Raw genomic sequence first — 21,727 nt, forward strand, 5'->3', positions numbered from 1 at the left:
GGGTTCACCGGCCGACCCGGAAGTCACGCGCGGACGGCGCCAGCGCCGCCACGGCCGGCGCGGCGAAGCAGACCACCGCGCACACCGCGAGCACGGCGGACGCGCCGAACCCGTCGATCGCCGGCGCGATCAACGCCAACCCGACCGGAGCCAGGCCGTACGACAGCAGGAAGTCCAACGACGACACCCTGGCCAGCATCGCGGGCTCGACCTCGCGCTGGGTCGCCGTGAACCACGGCACGTTGAACAGCTCGATCCCCGCGCCCGCCACCGCGTACGCGGCGACGACCACCACCGCGTGCACCGGCAGCAGCAGGCTCAGCGGCACGAACCCGTAGCACGCCAGACCCGCCAGCGCCGTCCACCCCTGCGCGCGCCGACCGCGGCGGGCGGCGACGACCGCGCCGCCGAGCGCGCCGACCGTGAACGCGGTCGTCGCCGCCGCGAGCACGGCCGCCGTGCCGTAACGGTCACGGCTCACCAGCGGCAGCACGACGCTCGTCGTGGAGTACCCGGTGGCGATGACCGCCGTCAACGCCGCCAGCCCCGCCACGAACCACGGGTGCCGCCGCGCCTCCCGGATCCCGTCCAGGAAGTCGGTCCCGAACGCGGCCAGGAAACGGGTCGCGGAGCCGACCCGCAGGCCGGTCGCGGGCCGCCTTCGGGTCACCTGCCCACCGCGGCCCGAGGACACGGCCGCGACGAGCCCGCTCCCCGCTCTCGGGCCGGGTGCGGACGTGCGCGTGGCGACGCCCGAGCCGTCGGGGGCGGTGCGGACCACGCCCCGCGCCCCGGCCGGCGGGATCAGGGCCGCGCCCCACCACAGCACGCCGGTCGCGACCACCAGCGCCGGCGTGCCGACGACCACCGCCAGCAGCGCGGTCACGCTCGGCGCGACCAGCGACGTCACCCGGACCGCCAACGTCATCGCCGCGTTCGCCCGCCGCCGCAGGCCCTCGGCCACGACCTCCGCCGTCAGCGCCTGGAACGCGGGCCGGCACGCGCCCTGCCCGGCCCCGACCACGGCAGCCGCCACGGCCATCAGCGCCACCGAACGCCCCAACCCCAACGCGATCACCGGGGTGCCCAGCCCGGCCACCGCACCGGACCACAGCACCACCCGCCGCCGGGAGTGCCGATCCGCCAGCACCCCCGCGACCGGCACCGCCACGAGGAAGCCGACGGTCCGCGCGGCCAGCACGACACCCAGCCCCACCGCCGACAGCGACCGTTCCAGCACGGCGAACCCGAGTACGAACGGCAGTGCCCACGTCGCCAGGCCGGACAGCGTCGCACCCGCCCACAGCCGCAGGAACGACACGTCGCGGAACAACCGCGCTGACGGCGCGGCCGGTCGTGCGACGTCCTCGCCCACGCGTGGCTCAGCCGACCTCGGTGGTGCCGGACTCGCGGGTGCCGGACTCGCGGGCGGCACGCACCAGGTCCGCTCTGGCCCGCGCGACCCGGGACCGGACCTCCTCGACCACGCACCCGACGACCTCGGCCGCCTCGGCGTAGGACAGGCCCAGGACCTGCGTGAGCACGAGGGCTTCGTGCCGGTCCGAGACCGGCTCGCCCCGGCGGTCCAGCACGACCCGGCGGGCGATGGCCAGGAGCCACGTGCGCGCTGGCGTCCGCCCGGAGAACCGGCGCAGACCCGCCACGGCCCGCGCGTAGGTCTCGCGGGCGAGGTCGTCGGCCGACCGCACGTCGGCCAGGTGCGCGCCGAGTTCCCACACCTGCCGCTGGGTCGCCCGCACGAACCGCTCCAGCGCGTCCCGGTCACCGGACCGTGCCCGCAACGCCCAGCGCGTGACCTCGTCGTCGGGGTTCGTCACGTTGGGGAGCATCACGACTCTGAATCGTAACGACGTGCGGCGGGAAACTCGTGCGCCGAATGGCCCGACCGCACAGCGCCGCACGGCACCGACCCCGGCCCCCGACCGCACCCCGGTCGGGACCACCTCCCTCCTCAAGACAGGTCCGATGTGGACATCAGCGGTGCGACGGCGTTCGCCGCCGCCAGCGCCCGGTGCAGGGCCAACTCCGCCGTCGCGGCCTCGGCGAGCACGATCCCGGTGCACGAGCGCTGATCGGTCAGGTGCTCGATCCGGTCACCGGGGCTCGCGGTCGGGTACCACTCGGGCGCGCCGGGCAGACCCGCCAGCCGGTCCAGCCCCGACCACCCCTTGAGCACCCCGGCTTCGGCCGGGTAGGAGAGCACGAACGCCACCCCGAGGCCGGGCCGCACCGGCTCGGTCAGGAGCGCCGGCTCCCGGTCCAACGCCATCGAGACCATCGAGCGGTAGACGTTGGTGCCCAACGACCGGCACAACGCCTCGCCGACGAGCGCGCCACCGATCCGCGCGTTGATCTCGACCACCTCCGGACCGTCGGCGGTCAGCACGAACTCCGTGTGGGCGAAGCCCCGCTCGTGCCCGGCGACGGCCAGCACCCGGCCGATCCACTCGGCCAACTCGGCGAAGTCGGCCTCGGGGAACGCCACCGGGAACGCGGCGGCCTCCTCCCGCCGCACGGGCTCGGGGGACAGCTGCCGGCTCAGCACGCCCAGTAATCGGGTGCGCCCCCGCCACGTCACCGTCTCGGCGCTGTAGAGCGGACCGGCGAAGTACGGCTCGGCGACCAACCGCCCCTTCAGCGGCGTCCGTTCGGCTTCCCGGAGCGCGTCGGCCAGCTCGCCCCGGTCCCGGACCAGCCACACCGCGCGCGACGACGTGCCGGCCGAGTCCTTGACCACGAGCGGGAAGGTGTCCGCCGACCGCGGGTCCACCGGTCCGCCCCGGCTCAGCCCGTGCCGGTGCAGCAACGCCCGGACCTCGCCCTTGTCCCGCAGCACGCGCACCGCCTCCACCGACGGTCCCGGCAGGCCGAGGCGGCGCGCGAGTTCCGCACCCGGCAACGCCCACGTGTCCGTCGAACTGATCAGACCGGCCACGTCCGGGAGGGCGCGCAAGGCGGTCTCGCACGCCGCCACGTCCGTGGTGTCGATGTCGACCACCCGCACCCGGTCGCCCGCCACGGCCAGCTCGTGGGTGTAGATGGACCGATCGCCGGTGAGCAGCACGAGGTCGTGGCCCGCGTCCTCGGCGGCGGACGCGAGCCGACCCAGGCCGAAGGTGAGGGCTTCCAGCAGCACGATGGTCACGGCACGGGATTTCTTCCGGGGTGTGGTGGGACAGCAGTGGGCCGGGCGCCCGGCGCACCGGGGGGTCGTTCCGGACGGGATCGGTCAGGCTCGCCAGACCGTGCCCCGCCGCTCGTACTCCAACACCGTCTCGACCCGCTGGGCGGTCTTCGCGCCGAGGAAGCGTTCGACCAGCCAGAGGGCCACGTCGAGACCGGAGGTGATGCCGCCGCCCGTGATCAGGTCGCCGTCGTCCACCACGCGGGCGTTGACGACGTCCGCTCCCTGCGCGGCCAGGTCGGCCTTCGCGCCGGAGTGCGTGGTGGCGTTGCGCCCCCTGGTGAGGCCCGCGGCGGACAGCACCATCGTGCCGGTGCAGATGCCGACCCGCACCAGGTCCGCGCCGGCCAGGCGGCGCAGGAAGCCCTGGTCCCCGATGAGCCGGTTGACGCCGGGGCCCGTCTTGTCGGCGTACCCGCCGCCCGGGACCACCAGCACGTCGGCCCGGCCCGGCGACCAGCCCTCCGGAACCTCGACCCGCGTGCCGTACGTGCAGGTGACCGCCCCGGGACGGCCGACGCCGACCAGGCTCGTCGTCAGTGCCCCGCCGCTGATCCGCCCGGCGAGGCCGAGCACCTCCACCGGTGCGACGAAGTCCTGCTCCTCCACCCCGTCGAACAGCAACACCTGCACTCGCACCGGCGTCGCGGCGGACGCGACCCCCGCCCCACCCGCGACCACGCCGGCCGCGCCGACCGACAGAGCCGATGCGCGCAAGAACGTACGACGTTCCACGGTGACCTCCCCGGTTCCCGATTCACCCAGTGGTCGGACGGAGTCGGCATCCGGTTCCCCGATCACCGGGCCCGACCGGGGCCGGTGATCGTCTGTCACGTCTATAACTTCAGTGTGGAACGAAGTCGATAGGCGAGTAGGTCGGGTCCATCCGGGTGACGACATCGCCGCGGACGCGGTCGGAGACCGCCTTCGATCCGCCGTCCGCCGGGTCGGCGCATACCCGGCACGGGCGTTGGCGACGTGGTACGGAGGTGATCGTGGCTCCTGGTGGCGGTGGTGGGAGCGCCCGTGATGTCGATCATGTTGTTCATGACGGTCCTCCTTGCGGGGTGGCACGTCACGGCGACGTGCGGTGTCCTCAGTGGAGTGATCAGGCGAGGCCGCCGTTGGCGAAGAGCACCTGGCCGTTGACCCACCTGGCCGGGCCGGCGAGGAAGGAGACGGTGGCGGCGATGTCCTCCGGCTGCCCGAGGCGCTCCAGCGGGGCGACCTTGGCGAAGTGGGCGATCGCGGCGTCGTCCTTCCCCTCCAGGAACAGCGGGGTGGCGGTGGGGCCGGGCGCGACCGCGTTGACCGTGATGTCCCGGCCGCGCAGCTCGCGGGCGAGGATCAGGGTCATGCCCTCCACGGCGGCCTTGCTGGCGACGTACGCGCCGTAGGTGGGCAGCTGGGTCCGGGTGACGGAGGTGGAGAAGTTGACGATCGCGCCACCTCTGCGGACGCGGCGGGCGGCTTGCTGCGCCACCACGAACGTGCCCCGGATGTTGGTGCGGTGCATGCGGTCGAGGTCGGCGAGATCCAGATCGGCGATCGGGGCCAGCACCATGATCCCGGCCGTGTTCACGACCACGTCGATGCCGCCCAACGTGGTCTCCACGGCGTCGAACGCGGCCTTCATGTCGTGCTCGTCGGCGACGTCGCCGCCCACCGCGAGAGCCTGTCCGCCGCGGGCGGCGATGTCGGCGACCACGGCGTCGGCCTTGTCCTTGCCTCCGGCGTAGTGCACGGCCACGGCGAAGCCGTCGGCGGCCAGCCGGTCGGCGACGGCGCGACCGATGCCGCCGCTGCCACCGGTGACGAGGGCGACCCTGGTGGAGGTGTGCTCGGTCATGGGGGTTCCTTCCGGTTGTCCGTGCGTGGTCACGGCTTGGTGGCGAGGTAGGTCAGCCACTGGGTGAGGAGGCCGAGTTCGGCAGGGCTGAACGACTTCGGCTGGTCGGCGCGCAGCAGCGCCGCGAGGGTGGTCGCGGCCTGCGCCACGGTGAGCGGCACGGTCGCGGGATCGGTGTCGGGTTCGGGGGTCAGGATGCCCGGGAGGACGATCTCCCGGACCCGGACCGAGAGCGCCGGGTCGCGGTCGGTCTCCGGTCTGTTGAGCAGCGCCAGGGCGACGCCGCTGTTGGTGGACAGCACGATCTCGGCGGCGAGGTCCGGGTCGACGGCGAGGCGGCCGACGTGGGCGATCCGCTCGAGCACGCCGCGCAGCAGCGCGTGAGCTTCGCGGACCGCCGCGGGGCGCGAGGTCAGTCGGGGCGTGTACATGAGGCGGTACACGTTGGGGTGGTCGAGCGCGAACCGGGTGTGGTCGTCCCAGCCGCGCCGCAGGTCGGCCACCGGGTCGTCGGTCGGCACGGCGGCGCGCTTGGCCGCGAGGTACTCCGCGAACCCCTGGTCGACGACCGCGGCGAGGAGCCGGTCCTTGTCGCCGAACAGCCGGTAGATGACCGGCTGCTGGACACCGGCCTTCTCGCCCACGGCACGCGTGGAGATGTCGCCGTTGGGCGAGCTCTGCAGCAGTTCGGAGGCTGCCGACAGGATCGCTGATCTGTTGTCCACGTTAGCGACGGTAACACTGCGGTGGATCGTTGACAACAGATACTCGTTAGCGATGATCCGATCGGGTGCGCGGCCGGTGGTAGAGCCAGGTCCGCAGGGCCCACCAGTGGCGCAGGGTGCCCAGGACCGTCGGCGCGCTGTCGTCCCACGGCGTGCCGGTGAGTTCGGCGAGGCGGTCGAGCCGGTACCGGACGGTGTTGGGGTGCACGTGCAACGCCGCGGCGGCGTGGCCGAGGCGTTGGCCGTGGTCGAGGTAGACCAGGGCGGTGGCGACCAGTTCGCGGTGGAAGTCGTCGTCGCGGTCGAGGCCCGCCAGCGTGCCGCGCAGCAGGTCGGCGAGGACGGGCTGGGCGGCCAGCGCGACCTCGCCGGACAGGTCGGTGAGGTCGCGCACGCCGCGCAGTCCCGCCCGTCCCGCGAGCCGCAGGGCCGCCACGCACAGCGGGTGCACGTCGCGCAACGCGGGCAGCCCGGTCGCGGGCGCGGCCACCAGCAGGACGTCGCGGGGCAGGGCGACCGGGTCGGGGCGGCGGGCGGCCAACCCGGTCAGCCGCCCGTCGACCAACCCGTAGACGCCGCCGAACTCCAGCAGGCGTTGCTCCAGCGCGCGGGCCTCGGCGGGCTGCGTCACGTCGGAGACCAGGCAGTGGTAGGCCCCGTCGGCAGACAGGCCCGCCCGGCGCAACTCTTCGGGCCCCGGGTGCGCGCCGTCGCCGTGCAGGAGCAGCCGTCGCAGCAGGTGCGTGTTGGCGTCCCGGTTCGTGCGGGACAGCTCCAGCTCGGCGGTGTGGTAGCCGTTGATGACGTGCCGTTCCAGGGCGCCGGTGTAGCGGTCGAGGTCCACCATCCCGGCCAGCAGCACCTCGTCCGGCACGCCCGCGTCCCGGCTGCGCGCGATGGCGATCCTCATCGCCTCCGTGCGGCCCGCCTGGACGCCGCGCAGCAGCCCGTCGATGGAGATGCCCTGCGCCGCCCGGTCCGCGCCCAGCGCCTCGGCGGCCTGGAAGTCCTGCGCGCCGGGTTCGTCGGGCCGCTCGAAGAAGTGCAGCCCGATCGCCAGCAGCACCTCCACGTGGCGGCGGTTCTCCGCTTCCGGCAACCGGGCCACCTCGGGGGAGTTGCCGCGGGCGGCGCGCACCAGCTCGTCCACGACGCCGCGGTCGGCGGCCATGCCCCTGATCACTTCTCCGAGCAGTCGTCCGCGGTCGTGGGCTGCCGACACCGCTCCTCCTCCCGCCGCGACGTTGTGGCAGTGGCATAACGAGCGCCCGGCTCGTTGGGCGTCGGCCCCTACCGCGGGCGGGCCGCGAGCCGGTATTCCTTTCCTACTGAACGGTAACAGTCCCGCCGGGCTCGGGGCCCGACGCGAGTCCGGCGATCGACGCGCACGACTCGACCCTGCACGGATGTGACAACTCGCGCATCCGGTTTGGAGTTCTCGTGGACAAAAAACCCGTTTCGACCCGGCGGAAGCGCGCCCGGCTGCTGGGCGCCCTGGCCGCCTGCGCCCTGACCGCCGGCCTGGCGCCGGCCGCGTCCGCCGCCCCGCCCTCGGGCACGGCGCTGCGCGAGGTGATGTTCGTCGGGAACAACTGGGACGGCACCGCCGACGTGATCGCCTCCAGCGGCGACTTCGCGAAGATCGGCCGGGTGAACATCATCCCGGATCGCCAGGAGCGGCTCTGGGAGATCTACCTCAACCCGATCAGGCTGGCGTTCTTCCTCGGCATCCGGTCCGGTCCCGGCGAAGGGCACGACCAGTTCGTCGACGACATGTACACGACGCCGGACGGGCGCGCGGTCGTCGCCTCCCGGCCCAGCTTCGCCGACGTGGTCTCGATCGACCTGGCCACCGGCCGGGTGAACTGGCGCTTCCCGGTGTCCGGTTTCCGCTCCGACCACATGGCCGTCTCCCCCGACGGGCGGCGGGTCGCGGTGTCGGCTTCGACGTCCAACACGGTGCACGTGCTGGACATCGAGACGGGGCGCGAGGTCGGTTCGTTCGCCACCGGCGACAAGCCGCACGAGAACGTGTTCACCGACAACGGCCGGTACCTGTGGAACATGTCCATCGGCGAGGTCAACACCGCGCTGGACGACCCGGCGTTGGACTTCACCAAGGGCGACCGGCGCATCACGGTCGTGGACACGACCACGTTCCGGCAGGTCAAGGTGATCGACATGCGGCCGAGGCTGGACGCGTTCGGGCGCTCGGACCTGTCCGACTCCGTGCGGCCGGTGGCGTTCACGCCCGACGAGTCGAAGCTGTACTTCCAGGTGTCGTTCTTCCACGGGTTCCTGGAGTACGACGTGGCCGCGGACCGGATCACCCGGTTGAAGGAACTGCCGAAGAACCCCGCGACGAGCCCGGATCGCACCACCTGGGTGAACGACTCGCGCCACCACGGCATGTCGATCAGCCCTGCGGGGGACAAGCTGTGCGTGGCCGGGACCATGGACGACTACGCGGTGGTCGTGGACCGCGCGAGCCTGCGGGAGAGCGCGCTCGTGCCCGCTTCCAAGCCCTATTGGGCGACCGTGAGCGGTGACGGGCGCAGTTGCGTGATCTCCGAGAGCGGCGCCGACCAGGTCACCGCGATCGACTTCGCCACCGGGCGCAAGCTGGTCTCGGTGCCGGTGGGCGACCACCCGCAGCGGGTGCGGATCGGCCACGTGCCGGCCGGTTGGACCGGCCCCGCGAACTGACGACAGCCGAGCGGTGGTCGGTGCCTCCAGGGCGCTGACCACCGCCTTTGTCTGTCCGGAGGCATGCTATAGGTTATAACCTATAGCGAGGAGGTGGTGATGGCTGAGCCCTTCACGACGAAGAGCGACTTCGCGTACACGACGCTGCGGCAGAAGATCCTCTCCGGCGAGTTCGCGCCCGGTCAGGTGCTGAACCAGGCGACGTTGGCGCGCACGATCGGCATCAGCACGACGCCGTTGCGCGAAGGGCTGCGGCGGCTGAAGTCGGAAGGATTGGTCGAACTCGACGCCCACCGCGACGCCCGCGTCACCGAGTTGACCGCGGCGGAGGCCCGCGACCTGCTGGAGGTGCGCGCGTCGCTGGACCCGCTGGCGGCCTCGCTCGCGGCCCTGCGCCGCACGGAGTCGGACCTCCGCGCGTTGCGCGCGGCCCTGCGCGGGCTGGAACCGCTGCGGCGCGACCCCCGGACCGCGGACCTCGCCGCGCACCGCCGATTCCACGCCGCGCTCTACCGCGCGTCGCACAACAACCTGCTCATCGCCACGCTCGAAGGTCTGTGGGACAAGGCCGACCGGTACCGCCGGCTCGCCTTGGCGGACGGCCGTGAGGACGAGGAGGCCGAGCTGAAGGCCGCGGAGCACCGGCAGCTCGTGGAGCACGTCGCCGCGGGCGACGCCGACGCGGCGGCCGACGTGATGCGCCGGCACGTCTCCACGAGCCTCGGCGCGAAGGCCGCGGCCCGGCTGGGCGCGACCTGATGGCCGGCGGCGGGCGGACGGCGGTGCTGCTCACGCACACCGTGCTGGTGCAGCTCGTCACGTTCGTCCTGCGTCCCACGGCCACCTACCGCGCGCTGGAACTGGGCGTTCCGACGGGGTGGCTCGGGGTGCTGTCGGCGGGGTTCGCGGTCGCGCCGCTGGTGCTGGCCATCCCGTCCGGGCACGCGGTGGACCGGCTGGGCGAACGGCGGGTCATGCTGGCGGGCGCGGTGCTGATGTGCGCCGCCGCCGGGACGTTCGCGTTCGTCGGCGGCGGGGTGGTGGGGTTGCTCGTCGGCAGCGTGCTGCTGGGTACGGGGCACCTGTGCTCGGTGGTGGCGCAGCAGGCGTTGGTGGCGAACACGACCGAGACCGCGCGGTACGACGCGGCGTTCGGCTACTACACGTTCGCCGCGTCGTTGGGGCAGGCGGTCGGACCCGGGCTGATCCTGTTGTTCGGCGGTGACCGGACGATCCCGCGCACCGACACCGTGTTCCTGGTGGCGTTCGCGATCACCGTCGGGTTGATCGGCGTCACGGTGGCGCTGCGCTCGCCCGCCGTCCGCCGGGCGTCCACAGTGGATGGTGCTCCGGAAGGCGTGCGGGACCTGCTGCGGCGACCCGGGCTGGTGCGGACGCTGTCGGTGAGCTGCGTCGTCATCGCGGCCGTCGACATAACCCTGGTGTACCTGCCCGCGTTGGGTGCCGAGCGCGGTATCCCGTCCGGCGTGGTGGGCGTGCTGCTCGCGGCTCGTGCGGCGGCGTCGATGACGTCACGGCTGTTCCTCGGACGGCTGGCCGGGTGGCTGGGTCGGCGTCGCCTGTTGTCGGGCAGTGTGGCGTTGTCGGCGGTCGGGCTGGCGGCGGCGGCCGTGCCGATGCCCGTGTGGCTGCTGGGCGTGGTCGTGGTCGTGGTGGGCCTCGGGTTGGGTGTCGGGCAGCCGCTGACCATGTCGTGGCTGGCGGAGGCGACGCCGCCGGGGCTGCGCGGTCGGGCGATGTCGTTGCGCCTCACGGGCAACCGCCTCGGCCAGGTCGTCGTGCCCAGCGCGGCAGGGTTGCTCGCGGCCGGCACGGGAGCCGCGGGAGTGCTCGTGCTGACCGCTGCCGGCCTGACCGCCGCCGGCGTCGCGGCCGGCCGACGGCCACCCGACTCGACCTCGCAGTAGCGCCGGCGACCCCGCCTCGTTCTTGAGGAACCAATCCGCGGTGAGCGCGACGCACCAGGCCGATTCCCGCGGCCGAGCAGCGGAATTCCCGAGCGCCGGGGTCGTCGATCGCGGACCGTCCGACCGACGACCGCGTCCACGGCCACCGCGTCGAGCACGAGCGGTCGCGGTCGGGGCGAGCCGTGCCTGGACCAGGATGACACCGTAGTCCGATCCAGGGCGCGAGGATCTCAGACCACGGTCCGATCACAGGGCAACGGGAAACGCCGAAACTGACCGCGTGCTCACCTCACTGCTCCCCGCCCTGATCGCCTTCGCCGCCCCGCTCACCCCGGTCGCTCCAGCCGTCGCGGCGCAACCCGTCGTGGACGCCGCCGCCGTCGACGCCGTCGTGCGGCGCTACCGCGAGGAGACCGCGCTGCCCGGTGTGGCGGTGGTCGTCATCCGCGGCCCCACCGTCGTGCACGCGGCCGGCTACGGCCACACGCCCGACGGGGAAGCGGTCTCCGAGCACACGGTGATGGCGGCGGCGTCGGTGAGCAAGTCGTTCACCGCGCTGGCGGTGGTGCAGCTCGCGGAGAGCGGGCGGATCCGGCTCGACGACCCGGTGCGCGACCACCTGCCCGAGTTCGCCCCGGCCGACCCGCGCGCCGCGGACATCACCGTGCGCCGACTCCTCGACCAGACCTCGGGCCTGTCGGACACGACGTTCCGCTCCTTCAGCGGACCGAGGGTCGACACCCTGACCGAGGCGGTGGCGGCCATGCGCGACGCACGCTTGGCCGCCGCCCCCGGCACCGCGTGGGCTTACCACAACCCGAACTTCCAGGTCGCCGCCCGGCTGGTGGAGGTGGTCGCCGGGGTGCCGTTCGCCGACTACCTGCGGCAGCACGTGTTCGCGCCCCTCGGCATGCGCGACAGCCGGACCGTCGACACCGAACGCGATCTGCCGCCCAGCGCCCGCGGCCACCTGAAGGTGCTCGGCGCGGCGGTCCCCTTACCCGAGCCACCGGCCTTCGGCAACGGATCCGGCGGCGTGCTCACGTCGGCCCACGACCTGGCCGCCTGGCTGATCGCGCAGCACAACGGCGGCCGTGGCCCCGACGGGACCTCGATCGCCACCCCCGAAAGCATCACCGCGATGCACACCCCGTCCGCCGTGTCGGATTCCTACGGCCTGGGCTGGTTCATCGGCACGACCCCGTCCGGCGCGCCGCTCGTCGACCACGGCGGCGACCTGTTCACCTCGACCGCGTACCAGGCACTGCTCCCCGGCTCCGGCTACGGCATCGCGGTCCTGGCGAACACCGGCCTCCAGTACGGCGACGCCCAGGCGATCGGCGAACGCCTCATTGCCCTGATCGAGGGACGGCCGCCCTTACCGGTGGACGACCCGTACGTCGTCACCGACGTGGTGCTGCTCGTGTTGACGGCGGCAGTTGTCGCGCTGACCGCCCGCGGCGTGGTCCGGTCCCGGCGCTGGGCCGCGCGGCGGTCCCGGAACCTGTGGACGGTCGCCCGGCTGCTGCCGTGGGTCCTGCCCCTGGTGCTCCTGGTGACGATCCACCGGGTCGTGGGCTACCTCTACCGGGGTCGGGACGTGGCCTGGCTCCAGGTGCTCTACCTGTACCCGACCTTCATGCTCCTGCTCGGCGTCACGACCCTCGGCTGCGCCGCCGTGCTCGTGACGAGGGCATTCGCCCTCCGAAGACCGCTCGCACCGCGGTGACGGCGAACGGGCCGCCGCCGCGAGCCCCCGCGTGAGCCCATCGGGCCCGGCGGAGGCGGGATGGGACCGGGGGCGTGATGGTCCGGGCGAGTTGCGGACAGCGCGGAGAAGACGGCAGTGAGGGCGGGAAGCAGCGAGGAAGGAGGCAGTAGGGGAGAGGCAGTGGGAGAGGCGGCAGCGAGGAAGGAGGACTGTTCGAGCCCTTGGACCTGGCCGTGGGCAAACTGGTCGCAGGGTTGGGCGATGGTGGCCTCGGTCCAGCGTCGGCGTGGGTGGAAGCGGTTGGCCCGCGATCCTGGCTGCCACCACCCTGCCCGGCCGGGTCCGTGAGGCCGTGGCGACATCGGCTACCCCCGAGTGATCGTCCGGTTCGGGCCTACCCGCGTCCATCGGGTCGTGCCGCCACGCCGGCGACGGGATCCGCGGTCTGAGAGCTTCTCGTGAAGGCCGGGGCGGGTGCCGGCGGCCGGCTGTCGTCGCCGGGCCGGCGGGCTCGGCGAGGTGCGCGACGATCACGCCGGCGTCCGGGCCGACGGCCGGCTCGCACCGGACCGGGCGTTGCGTGGACCACGCGCTGTGGCAGCCGACGCCGAGGCACGCGAAGATCGTCGGGTGAGTGACAGCCTGTGGGACGTGACCCTGGCCGACCTGCGTGCGCGGACGGCGAGCGCCAGTCCGACGCCGGGCGGCGGCTCGGTGGCGGCCGTCACGGCGGCGTTCGGCTGCGCGCTGGTGCTCATGGCCCTGGAGATCACCGCCCGCCGCGACCCGGCGGTCGGTGACGCGATCGCGACCGGCAGGTCCCTGCTCGACCGGCTGGAGCCGGCCGCCGACCGCGACGTGGAGTTGTTCGAGGACTACCTGCGGGCGCGACGGCTGCCGCGGGGCACCGACGAGGAGCGTGCGACCCGGCGGGCCGCGGTGGCGGCGGCGTCGGCGGCGGCCACGGAAGGGCCACTGGCCGCTGCGGCGGTCGCCGTGGAGGCGCTGGAGTGGGCGTTCTCCGTGCTGCCGCTGGTCGCCGGCCCGGTGGTGAGCGACGTTCGTGCCGGGGCCGACCTGTTGCTCGGGTCCGTGCTCGCCACCCTGCGCGGCGCCGAGGCGAACGTGGCGCAGATGGGCGACGACGCGCCCGCGTTCACCGCGCGGCTCGACGCGCTGCGCCGCGCCGCCGAGGCCGCGCACGCCCGCATCGACCGCACCCCGGAGGAACCCCGATGACCGCCCGCACCATCGACCCGGCCGAGCTGGCCGAGTCCATCCGCGCCGAGATCCGCGCCGACCTCGCGGCGATCCCGGACCGCCTCACCGTGGTCGGCTTCCTGGTCGACGGCGACCGGCCCGCGCGCACCTACGCCGAGTACACCCGGCGCGCGTGCGCCGAGGTCGGCATCGACTTCGACCTCCGCACACCGCGGGCCGACGACATCGAGACCGCGGTCCGCGACGCGAGCGCGGACGAGGGCGTGCACGGCGTGTTCGTCTACTACCCGGTCCGCGACCCCGAACGCGACCGCTGGCTGCGCGAGCTGGTCGACCCGCGCAAGGACGTCGAGGGCCTGCACTCGTTCTGGAGCCGCTGCCTCTACGAGAACCGGCGCTTCATCGACGACGCGGGCACCCGGCGGGCCGTGCTGCCGTGCACCCCGCTGGCCGTGATGAAGCTGCTCGGCGAAGCCGGCGCGTTCCGCGGCCCGGCCGACACCCCGCTGGCGTCGGTGAAGGCGTGCGTCTTCAACCGCAGCGAGATCGTCGGCCGCCCGCTGGCCGCCATGCTGGCCAACGACGGCGCCGAGGTCACGTCGTTCGACCTCGGCGGCTCCCTCGTGTTCCGGCACGCGGCGGGCATCCAGGGCCACCACGTGGACGCCGTGGCGGTCGACCGGGCCACCGCCCTGGCGGAGGCGGACGTCGTCGTCACCGGTGTGCCGTCCCGCGACTTCCCGCTCGTGCGGGCGGACGAGATCAAGCCGGGCGCGGTGTGCCTGAACTTCTCCACGATGAAGAACTTCGCCGACGACATCGTGGACCGCGCCTCGGTGTTCGTCCCCCGCGTGGGGTCGATGACGGTCACCATGGCGATGCGCAACGCCGTCCGCCTTTACCGCAACGCCCGGCTAGCCGAATGAGGCGGCGCTCGGGGTCCAGCGGACGGGCTTCTCCGTGCCGTCCGGCGCGGAGCTGTGGCCGACGACCACGCCGTGGTCGTTGATCGCGATCGGCATGCTGTAGTCGCCCGCCAACGGCTCCAGGTAGGTCACCTGCCCGTCCCGCCAGAGGAACGCGCGGGGCCGGTCGGTGCCGGTGCCCGCGGTGTAGCCGACGACGTCGCCGCGCTCGTTGATCGCGACGGCCTCGGACGGCGCGGGCACGCCGAGGTCGACCGGCTTCCCGTCGCGGGGCCACAGCACCGCGCGGTGGAAGCCGTTCGCGTCCGCGGTCCAGCCGACCGCGTCGCCGCGTTCGTTGAGCGCCTGCTCGCCGTGCGTGACCCGGCCGTTCTCCGACAGCACGGTGACCTCGTCGCCCTCCCACCGCAGGGCGATCGTGGCCCGGTTGCCGACGACGACCCCGGACTCGTTGATCGCCTCCGGGATGTAGGGCCCGTAGCCGGTGGGGATGCCGGGCAGGCGCGTGCACGTGTCCACCGTGCAGCGGACCGCGGCGAAGTCCTGGTTGGCGGCCGACGCGTAGCTGCCGATGACCACGCCGGCGTCGTTGATCCCGTACACCCACAGGTCCGGCCCGGACAGGGCCAGGTCGGTGTACTGACCGTTCGCCAGCACGGCGGCGTGGTCGTGCTGCTGCCGCGTGGAGGAGGTCGAGTAGTTGAGCGGCACCACGCCGTCCTCGTTGATGGCCGGCGCGAGCGACCACGCGGCGGTCGGCGGGGCGACGACGGTGCGGGCGCCGCCCGACCAGATCCACGCCTTGTTCCGGTACGGCGTGCCGGCACTGCGCAACTCGAGGCCGATCACCTGGCCGTGTTCGTTGACGGCGCGGGCGATGCCGGGACCGAGGTCGGTCGCGCCGCCGCCGGGCGACCACAGCACGGCGCGCGCCACGCCGTTGTCCTGGGCGCTGCCGACGACCTGGCCGAGGTCGTTCATGCCGACCACGTAGTGGTTGGCGAAACCGGGCAGGGACTGCAGCTCGCCGACGACCATCGTGGGGGTGGTGTCGGCGACCGCGGAGGGTGCGGGAACGAAGGGGAGGGCGGTCGCGAGGGCCAACACGGCCAACGACCCGCGTAACTCGGGCATGGTCGCTCCGTTGCGAGATGTCCAGGTCGGGTGGTACTTGATCGATTCCTACGGTAGTCCCGACCCGGTCGCTGCGGCGTCGTCCGGACAGCGCAAACGCGCCCGGAACCCCGTGTGCGGTCAGGGGGACACGACCCGCTTCCGCCGCACCTTGACCAGCGCGCCGTCGCGGGCCACCAGCTTGTTGTTGAAGCCGTAGTCGGACGGGGCGGCCCTGGTGTTCATCCGGAAGTGGCCCGCGCCCGCGTCCACCGCCTCGACCAGGCCGCCGTCGTTGCGGGTGGCGTACTCGCCGACGCGGCGGTTCAGCTCGGCCTGGCCGATGCCGGTGATCCGCCGGTAGACCTCCAACGGGTGCTCGGTGCTGCGGGCCTCGTTCCACAGCCGGTTGGACATCGCCAGGCGGTCGCGGTCCGTGGTGTACTACCGTCGAACACCTTCCACTCGATTCCTCCAGGGAATTCCCGGCGTCGGCGGCGATCACGACCGGAAACGCTTCGTCAGCCCCGTCGACCGCGTTCGACGAACGACGTCGAACCACTGCGACGCGGTGACCGCGGGCGGACCCGCTTCGTCACCATGACCGACGAGAAGGTTTTCGGCAAGGACGCGTGCCAGGCCGGATCGGTGTTCTCCGGACCCGTCGCTAACGGAAGGTGGCGGCCACCCAGGCCGCCAGTTCGGCCCGCGCGGCGTCCGCGGGCCCGGTCGGCGCGGCCTCGGTCACGAGCGCGAAGTGCACGCCGGTGTCGCGTGTGGACAGCAGCAGCCGGTGCACGCCCGCGACGCCCGGCTCCGGCGCCACGGCCACCGGCTCGCCCCCGGTGTACGCGGGCGGCCCGGTGACGGCGCCGAGGTCGCTGACCACCGTGGTCGACGCGAGCGGGAACGACGACGGCAGGTGCAGCTCGGTCGGGGCCGCGACGCCGTTGCCGCGCCACACCAGCACGCCGAACCGGCCCGTCCCGACCAGGGCGCGCACCGCGGGCATGGTGTCCGGCACCCGGTTCCACGACAGCACCGCACCGCCGTCACGGGCGCGGTCCTCGTAGGCGAACGCCGCCGTCCGGCCCGCGACGGCACGCGGGAACAGCCGGTCGACGACCCGACCGTCCACCATGAGGACGGGGTCGCCGCCGTCGTCCAGCCGCACGGCGGAGAAGTGCTCGTCGTTCATCGCGTCACCCTCGGTGCGGACCTTGTCCGGATTGTCGTTCATCAGCTCGTGGTGGCGGCCGTAGTTCACGTCCCAGTGCCACTGGCTGCCCGACAGCACCGGCCCGGACCCCGCCGCGCCCGCCCACCACCCCGCGCCCGGCAGCCGCGAGTCCAGCGCCTGGTACATCGCCTTGAGCACGGACGGGTTCTTGTCCGAGGTGAAGCCGGCGACCGGGTGCCCGAACTCCGACACGATCCCGGCCGTGCCCAACGCCGCCGCGCGGTCCCTGATCCGGCCGAAGTCCGCCGCGTACTCGCCGTCGCCCGCCTTGCCCGGCTTGAGCAGGCCCGACTGCGCCTTGCCGTCGTAGAAGTGCGCGTTGAACACGAACCGCGGCCCGAGCGAGGGCACGGCCGGGAAACCGCCCGGCTCGGCGAAGAAGTCCACGTTCTGGTTCCAGAACACCAGCGGCTCGACGAACGCGGGCTTGTCCGCCCACCCCACCTCGTCCATCCGCTGCCGGAACTGCCGGTAGAACGGCACGAGCAGGTCGCGTTCCCAGGAGACGCCGTCCTGCCCCGGGTCGTAGCGGCCGGCGTAGGGCTCGTTGAGCGGGTCCACGCCGACCACGAGCCGGAACGCCTCCGGCGTCAACGCGGACTTCAGGTGCCGCATCACCTCGCCCGCCTGGTGCAGGAACTCGTCGCGGACCCGGATCGGACCGGCGGAGGTGGTCAGCTCGCGGTTGTGCCAGAAGTCGTGCACGGCGGCGGTGACCGCGTTGTTGTTCTTCATGTTCTGGCCCCAGTGCACGCAGATCCCGCACGACTCCCTGGGGTAGCCGCCGGCGCGCACGACCCACTCCGGCGCGCCGTCGCCGGTGTACCAGCTGTCCCGGTTGAACAGGTGCCGCGAGTACAGGTCCTGGTGGAAGTCCACGTAGACCCGGACGCCCTGGTCGCTGAACGCGGTGACCTGCTCGGCCACCCGGTCCAGGTAGCCGTGGTCGATCCGGCGCGGCTCGGGCTCCACCCACGCCCACGTGACCAGGAAGCGCACCGCGTTCGCCCCGGTCAGCCGGCGCAGCGCGACCGCGGCGGACCGGGCGTCGGCGGTGCTCGCGAACGGCAGGCCGCGGTGCTCGGCGAGCTTCGCCGTGCCGGACACGTTGAACCCGCGCAACACCACCTCGCGGCCGTGCCCGTCGCGGAACGCGCCGTCGGCCACCACGACGGGGGAGTCGTCGAACCACAGCCCGCCCGGCACGGCGGCGGCGGCGGGCGCCGTCAGCGACGCCAGCAGGAGCACCACCACGAGCACCACGTGCCTCACCGCGTCCACCCTTCGCCCGACCGCACCGAAGATGAAGGCGTTTCACGTTCAGCGTAGCGGAACGGTCGCGCCGCGCAACCGCCGTCGGCGGCGGCCCCGGACACCGCGGGATACGCTCGGCCGGTGATCCCGCACGACGACCCGCAGGCCGAGGGCCGTGGACAGGAGGCATCGGTCCGGCCGCAGTCGCTGATGCTCAGCTTCCTCGGCATCCACGTGCTCAACCGGGGCATCGCCGTCTTCTCCGGCAGCGTCATCGACGTGTTCGCGCGGGTCGGCGTCTCCGAGGAGGCGGTGCGTTCCACGCTGACCCGCATGGTCAAGCGCGACCTGCTGGCCCGGCACCGCAACGGCCGGCGGATGTACTTCGGGCTCACCGCGCGCTCGGCGGCCGTGCTGGAGGACGGCGAGCACCGGATCTGGCGCAGCGGCGCGATCAACGGCGACTGGGACGGCACCTGGACCATGGTCGGGTTCTCGCTGCCCGAGTCCTGGCGCAGCCAGCGGCACGACCTGCGGTCCCGCCTGGTCTGGGGCGGATTCGGGCCGCTGCAGAACGGGCTGTGGGTCGCGCCCGGCGTGGTCGACGTGCCCACCCTGGTCGCCGACCTCGACCTGAGCGACTACCTCAAGGTGTTCACCGCGCACACCGCCAAGCCGACCGAGGCCGAGCAGATCGCGCGCACCGCGTTCGACGTGCCCGCCATCGCCGAGCGCTACCGCGCGTTCCTGCGCCGCTGGGACCGGGACCGGCCGCTGGCCGACGCGCCCGACGACCTGGCCAGGCAACTGCTGCTGCACACCGAGTGGCTCCAGCTCGTGCGCCAGGATCCCCGGCTGCCCGCCGAGCACCTGCCCGACGACTGGCCCGCGATCCGCGCCCAGCACGTCTTCCACACCCTCGCCGAGGCGTACAAGCGGCCGGCCCGGTCGATCGCGGAGTCCGTCCTGGACGCGATCCCCGTCGACGGCCCGGCCTAGGTCGTCGCCAGCGCGGCCAGCGTCACGTCCCGCGGGTACGGGGACCGCGCCGGCGCGTCGTCCTCGGCGACCTCCCCGGCCGCGACGGCGTCCCGCAGCTCCAGCAGCCGGCCCAGGCCGTCGCGGTGCCGGGCGACGAACGCGGCGTCGACGGGGTCGCCGTGGCCCGGCACCACGACGCGCGGCTCCAGGGCCAGCACCGCGTCCAGCGCGGCGGGCCACTCGCGCACGTGCGCGTCGGAGCCGAACGAGTCCGCCGTCCAGCCGTGCGGGCCGTGCTCGACCAGGTCGCCGGCGAACACCACGCCCGCGTCCGGCACGTGGACCACCACGTCGTGGTCGGTGTGCCCCGGACCGGGGTGCGCCAGCCGCACCGGCCGGCCGCCGAGGTCGAGGTCCACGTCGTCGCGCAGCACGCGGTTCGGCGGGGTGATCGTCGTGCGCTCCAGCGCCTCGGCGATCCCGGGCTTGCCCTCGGCGCGGTAGGAGGCGATCCGCCGCGCCCGCTCGGCCTCGCCGTGCGCGGCGAGGTCGGCCGTGCACCCGTCGTGCGCCCACACGTCGCACGGCAGGAACGCGGCGGTGCCGAAGCAGTGGTCGAAGTGCGCGTGCGTGTAGACCAGCGTCCACGGCAGCGGCGTGATCGCCCGCACCGCGTCGGCCAGCTCCGCGCCCTGCGCCACGTCGCCCCGGCTGTCGACGACCAGGCAACCGGTCCCGCCGACCACCAGGCCGACGGTGAGGTCCAGCTCCTCGTAGCGGCGGGCGTACACGCCGTCGGCCACGTCGATCCATCGTCCGTCGGTCACCCGCCGCAGCCTAGAGGAGCGCGGCAGGACGGTCCGCGTCACCTTTTCCGGCCTTTTCCGCGATTGTTCCGCAGTACCTCAGTGTGACCTGCCGTTGACGTCCCGGAAACGAGCCGATACCTTCGGGCGACAGGAAATGCACACCCATTCGACAGCGTGCCGCCAACCGCCGCCTCCGTTTGTCGGCAGCCGTCGCCCACCACTGTTCACCAGCATGAACCCATTCATCGACGTGAACGGAACGGGCACGGCGGAATCGGTCGAGAAACGCCCGGTTCACCACTCAGGAGGCTCGGTTTGAGCAATCGGAGATTAGCCTCGCTCGCCGCGGTGGCGAGCGGATTCCTGGTCGCGGTGGCGCTCGTGCTGGTGCCCTCGGCATCGGCCGCCACCCTGTTCGGCGACGACTTCGAGGACGGCGACGCGGCCGGCTGGGGTTCCAGCGGCGGCAGCTGGTCGGTCGTCACCGACGGCTCGCGCGCGCTGCGGCAGTCCGGTGCCAGCGCCGACGCCCGGACGTTGGCCGGCACGGCCTGGTCCGGCCAGTCGGTGCAGGCGCGGGTCAAACCGACCGCGTTCAACGGCGCGAACCGGCACGTCGCCGTGATCGCGCGGGCGCAGAACACGGGCAACTACTACTACCTCGGCCTGTCCAACGCCGGGTCGGTCGTGCTCGGCAAGCGGGTCGGCGGCGGGTTCACCCCGCTGGCCTCCGCGCCGGCCGCCGTGACCGTCGGCGCCTGGCGCACGCTCCGGCTGGAGGCGTTCGGCGCCACGCTGCGCGGCTTCGTCGACGGCGCGCAGGTCGTGACCGCCACCGACGCCGCCTTCGGCAGCGGCCGGGTCGGCCTGGCGACCCACTACGCCGCCGCCTCCTTCGACGACGTGCTGGTGACCGACGTGGCCGGGCCCGGCGGCCCGACCGGCACCACGACGACGACCACCACCACGCAGCAACCCGGCACGTGCGCCACCTCCGGCCGCCCGACCGGGTTCGCCTCGGTCACCGCGTGGGGCCAGAGCGGCACCACCGGCGGCGAGGGCGGCCCCACGATCGAGGTCGACACGGCGGCGGAGTTCCTGGCCGCCATCGCCCAGACCGGGCCGCTGAACATCTGCGTGCGCGGCATGCTCGCGCTGCCCGGCCCGATGCACAACGTCACCTCGGACAAGACGATCGTCGGCATCGGCGCGAACTCCGGCCTCACCGGGGGAGGGCTGAACATCGGCCTGCCGGTCTCGGACGCCACCTCGCCGCCCGCCGACGCGGTGCACAACGTCATCGTGCGCAACCTGGTGTTCCGCAACTGGGCCGACGACGCGATCAACGTCCAGATGTTCTCCCACCACGTGTGGATCGACCACAACGACCTGTCCAACGGCTACGACGGCGCGATCGACATCAAGCGGGGCTCCAGCTACGTCACCGTGTCGTGGAACCACACCCACAACCACACCAAGAACATGCTGCTCGGCCACGACGACGGCAACGGCGCGCAGGACGTCGGCCGGCTGAAGGTCACCTACCACCACAACTGGTTCGACCGCACCCCGCAGCGCAACCCGCGCGTCCGGTTCGGCGAGCCGGTGCACGTGTTCAACAACTACTACGTCTACAACACCGACGTCGGCGTGGCGTGCCAGGCCGACTCGGGCTGCGTGGTGGAGGGCAACTACTTCGAGGACGTCGAGGAGCCCGTGAGCAACAGCTACGCCGGTCCCGGCGGGCGCTGCGTCGCGCGCGACAACGTCTTCGTCGGCGAGTCGGGCCGACCCGATTGCAGCGGCACCGTGCAGGAGCCGCGCGACTACTACGCCTACGCGCTCGACGACCCGAACACCGTCAAGGCCGCCGTCACGGCGGGCGCGGGCGTCGGCAAGATCGGCTGATCGGCCGACCGGGTGACCGTTCACCGGCACGACGTGGCCGCGCCGTGCCGGTGAACGGCTCGTCGGACCGGGCGCGCACCGATTCGCGGCACGCGTCGTTGGACACACTGCGCGACCCAGCCGACGGACCGGAGGAACCGATGCGCCTCAA

General features: G+C 73.2%; 18 protein-coding genes and 1 pseudogene. 8 read left to right on the plus strand and 11 right to left on the minus strand.

Annotation, left to right across the window (positions count from 1 at the left end; translation table 11 throughout):
- Window positions 1-4 precede the first annotated feature (4 nt).
- The 7 genes from ACFXGA_RS20820 to ACFXGA_RS20850 all read right to left on the minus strand — a co-directional run bounded on the left by ACFXGA_RS20820 (window position 5) and on the right by ACFXGA_RS20850 (window position 7,001).
- On the minus strand, window positions 5-1,375 hold the full coding sequence (locus ACFXGA_RS20820) for an MFS transporter (protein ID WP_378090250.1): 1,371 nt from the start codon (window positions 1,373-1,375) through the stop codon (window positions 5-7).
- 7 nt (window positions 1,376-1,382) lie between these two features.
- The gene (locus ACFXGA_RS20825) at window positions 1,383-1,850 is read right to left on the minus strand and encodes a sigma factor-like helix-turn-helix DNA-binding protein (protein ID WP_378090289.1); all 468 of its coding nucleotides are present in this window, start codon (window positions 1,848-1,850) and stop codon (window positions 1,383-1,385) included.
- Window positions 1,851-1,972: 122 nt separating this feature from the next.
- On the minus strand, window positions 1,973-3,166 hold the full coding sequence (locus ACFXGA_RS20830; protein WP_378090252.1) for an ATP-grasp domain-containing protein: 1,194 nt from the start codon (window positions 3,164-3,166) through the stop codon (window positions 1,973-1,975).
- An 84-nt stretch (window positions 3,167-3,250) separates the two neighbouring features.
- Complete coding sequence (locus ACFXGA_RS20835; RefSeq protein ID WP_378090254.1) at window positions 3,251-3,922, minus strand: DJ-1/PfpI family protein; 672 nt, start codon at window positions 3,920-3,922, stop codon at window positions 3,251-3,253.
- Between the two features lie 391 nt (window positions 3,923-4,313).
- Window positions 4,314-5,054: an SDR family oxidoreductase gene (locus ACFXGA_RS20840; protein WP_378090256.1), complete on the minus strand. Its 741-nt coding sequence runs from the start codon at window positions 5,052-5,054 to the stop codon at window positions 4,314-4,316.
- A gap of 29 nt (window positions 5,055-5,083) precedes the next feature.
- A complete protein-coding gene (locus ACFXGA_RS20845; RefSeq protein WP_378090258.1) occupies window positions 5,084-5,779 on the minus strand; it encodes a TetR/AcrR family transcriptional regulator in 696 nt (231 codons plus the stop codon).
- 46 nt (window positions 5,780-5,825) lie between these two features.
- On the minus strand, window positions 5,826-7,001 hold the full coding sequence (locus ACFXGA_RS20850; protein ID WP_378090260.1) for a PucR family transcriptional regulator: 1,176 nt from the start codon (window positions 6,999-7,001) through the stop codon (window positions 5,826-5,828).
- A gap of 353 nt (window positions 7,002-7,354) precedes the next feature.
- Here ACFXGA_RS20850 and ACFXGA_RS20855 point away from each other — a divergent pair, with 353 nt between their 5' ends.
- The 6 genes from ACFXGA_RS20855 to ACFXGA_RS20880 all read left to right on the plus strand — a co-directional run bounded on the left by ACFXGA_RS20855 (window position 7,355) and on the right by ACFXGA_RS20880 (window position 14,271).
- Entirely contained in the window at window positions 7,355-8,485 is a 1,131-nt protein-coding gene (locus tag ACFXGA_RS20855) for a YncE family protein (RefSeq protein WP_378090291.1), read from the plus strand.
- Between the two features lie 99 nt (window positions 8,486-8,584).
- Window positions 8,585-9,244 (plus strand): GntR family transcriptional regulator, encoded by a 660-nt coding sequence (locus tag ACFXGA_RS20860; protein WP_378090262.1) that lies wholly within the window; start codon window positions 8,585-8,587, stop codon window positions 9,242-9,244.
- Window positions 9,244-10,413: an MFS transporter gene (locus tag ACFXGA_RS20865; RefSeq protein ID WP_378090264.1), complete on the plus strand. Its 1,170-nt coding sequence runs from the start codon at window positions 9,244-9,246 to the stop codon at window positions 10,411-10,413. The genes ACFXGA_RS20860 and ACFXGA_RS20865 overlap by 1 nt, the downstream gene beginning before the upstream one ends.
- A gap of 280 nt (window positions 10,414-10,693) precedes the next feature.
- Entirely contained in the window at window positions 10,694-12,142 is a 1,449-nt protein-coding gene (locus ACFXGA_RS20870; protein ID WP_378090266.1) for a serine hydrolase domain-containing protein, read from the plus strand.
- A gap of 612 nt (window positions 12,143-12,754) precedes the next feature.
- Entirely contained in the window at window positions 12,755-13,363 is a 609-nt protein-coding gene (locus tag ACFXGA_RS20875) for a cyclodeaminase/cyclohydrolase family protein (protein WP_378090268.1), read from the plus strand.
- Window positions 13,360-14,271 carry a bifunctional methylenetetrahydrofolate dehydrogenase/methenyltetrahydrofolate cyclohydrolase gene (locus ACFXGA_RS20880; RefSeq protein WP_378090270.1) on the plus strand — a complete coding sequence of 304 codons (912 nt, stop codon included), beginning with the start codon at window positions 13,360-13,362 and terminating at the stop codon, window positions 14,269-14,271. Before ACFXGA_RS20875 ends, ACFXGA_RS20880 begins: the two co-directional genes overlap by 4 nt.
- Here the strand turns inward: ACFXGA_RS20880 and ACFXGA_RS20885 are convergent.
- From ACFXGA_RS20885 to ACFXGA_RS20895, 3 genes and pseudogenes are all read right to left on the minus strand, one after another.
- On the minus strand, window positions 14,260-15,405 hold the full coding sequence (locus ACFXGA_RS20885) for a hypothetical protein (protein ID WP_378090272.1): 1,146 nt from the start codon (window positions 15,403-15,405) through the stop codon (window positions 14,260-14,262). The genes ACFXGA_RS20880 and ACFXGA_RS20885 overlap by 12 nt on opposite strands.
- A 120-nt stretch (window positions 15,406-15,525) precedes the next feature.
- A pseudogene (locus ACFXGA_RS20890) lies at window positions 15,526-15,816 on the minus strand (DUF6055 domain-containing protein); the annotation flags it as partial.
- 235 nt (window positions 15,817-16,051) lie between these two features.
- Window positions 16,052-17,896, minus strand: coding sequence for a cellulase family glycosylhydrolase (locus ACFXGA_RS20895; RefSeq protein WP_378090274.1), 1,845 nt, complete (start codon window positions 17,894-17,896; stop codon window positions 16,052-16,054).
- A 123-nt stretch (window positions 17,897-18,019) separates the two neighbouring features.
- Between ACFXGA_RS20895 and ACFXGA_RS20900 the strand changes: the two genes are divergently transcribed.
- Window positions 18,020-18,877, plus strand: a complete 858-nt coding sequence (locus tag ACFXGA_RS20900; protein ID WP_378090276.1) for a PaaX family transcriptional regulator C-terminal domain-containing protein — start codon at window positions 18,020-18,022, stop codon at window positions 18,875-18,877.
- Here ACFXGA_RS20900 and ACFXGA_RS20905 read toward each other — a convergent pair.
- On the minus strand, window positions 18,874-19,686 hold the full coding sequence (locus ACFXGA_RS20905; protein WP_378090278.1) for an MBL fold metallo-hydrolase: 813 nt from the start codon (window positions 19,684-19,686) through the stop codon (window positions 18,874-18,876). The two genes, ACFXGA_RS20900 and ACFXGA_RS20905, sit on opposite strands and share 4 nt — an antisense overlap.
- Window positions 19,687-20,016: 330 nt before the next feature.
- On the opposite strand from ACFXGA_RS20905, the gene ACFXGA_RS20910 reads away from it, so the two are divergent.
- The gene (locus tag ACFXGA_RS20910) at window positions 20,017-21,576 is read left to right on the plus strand and encodes a polysaccharide lyase family 1 protein (protein ID WP_378090280.1); all 1,560 of its coding nucleotides are present in this window, start codon (window positions 20,017-20,019) and stop codon (window positions 21,574-21,576) included.
- Window positions 21,577-21,727: the final 151 nt, after the last annotated feature.

The organism is Actinosynnema sp. NPDC059335, from assembly GCF_042752395.1.
Lineage (GTDB): Bacteria > Actinomycetota > Actinomycetes > Mycobacteriales > Pseudonocardiaceae > Actinosynnema.

Bases quoted from the DNA above. Each gene is read 5' to 3' on its own strand.
- ACFXGA_RS20825 (WP_378090289.1), bottom strand. From the start codon at position 1,850: ATGCTCCCCAACGTGACGAACCCCGACGACGAGGTCACGCGCTGGGCG.
- ACFXGA_RS20840 (WP_378090256.1), bottom strand. From the start codon at position 5,054: ATGACCGAGCACACCTCCACCAGGGTCGCCCTCGTCACCGGTGGCAGC.
- ACFXGA_RS20855 (WP_378090291.1), top strand. From the start codon at position 7,355: ATGTTCGTCGGGAACAACTGGGACGGCACCGCCGACGTGATCGCCTCC.
- ACFXGA_RS20860 (WP_378090262.1), top strand. From the start codon at position 8,585: ATGGCTGAGCCCTTCACGACGAAGAGCGACTTCGCGTACACGACGCTG.
- ACFXGA_RS20865 (WP_378090264.1), top strand. From the start codon at position 9,244: ATGGCCGGCGGCGGGCGGACGGCGGTGCTGCTCACGCACACCGTGCTG.
- ACFXGA_RS20880 (WP_378090270.1), top strand. From the start codon at position 13,360: ATGACCGCCCGCACCATCGACCCGGCCGAGCTGGCCGAGTCCATCCGC.
- ACFXGA_RS20885 (WP_378090272.1), bottom strand. From the start codon at position 15,405: ATGCCCGAGTTACGCGGGTCGTTGGCCGTGTTGGCCCTCGCGACCGCC.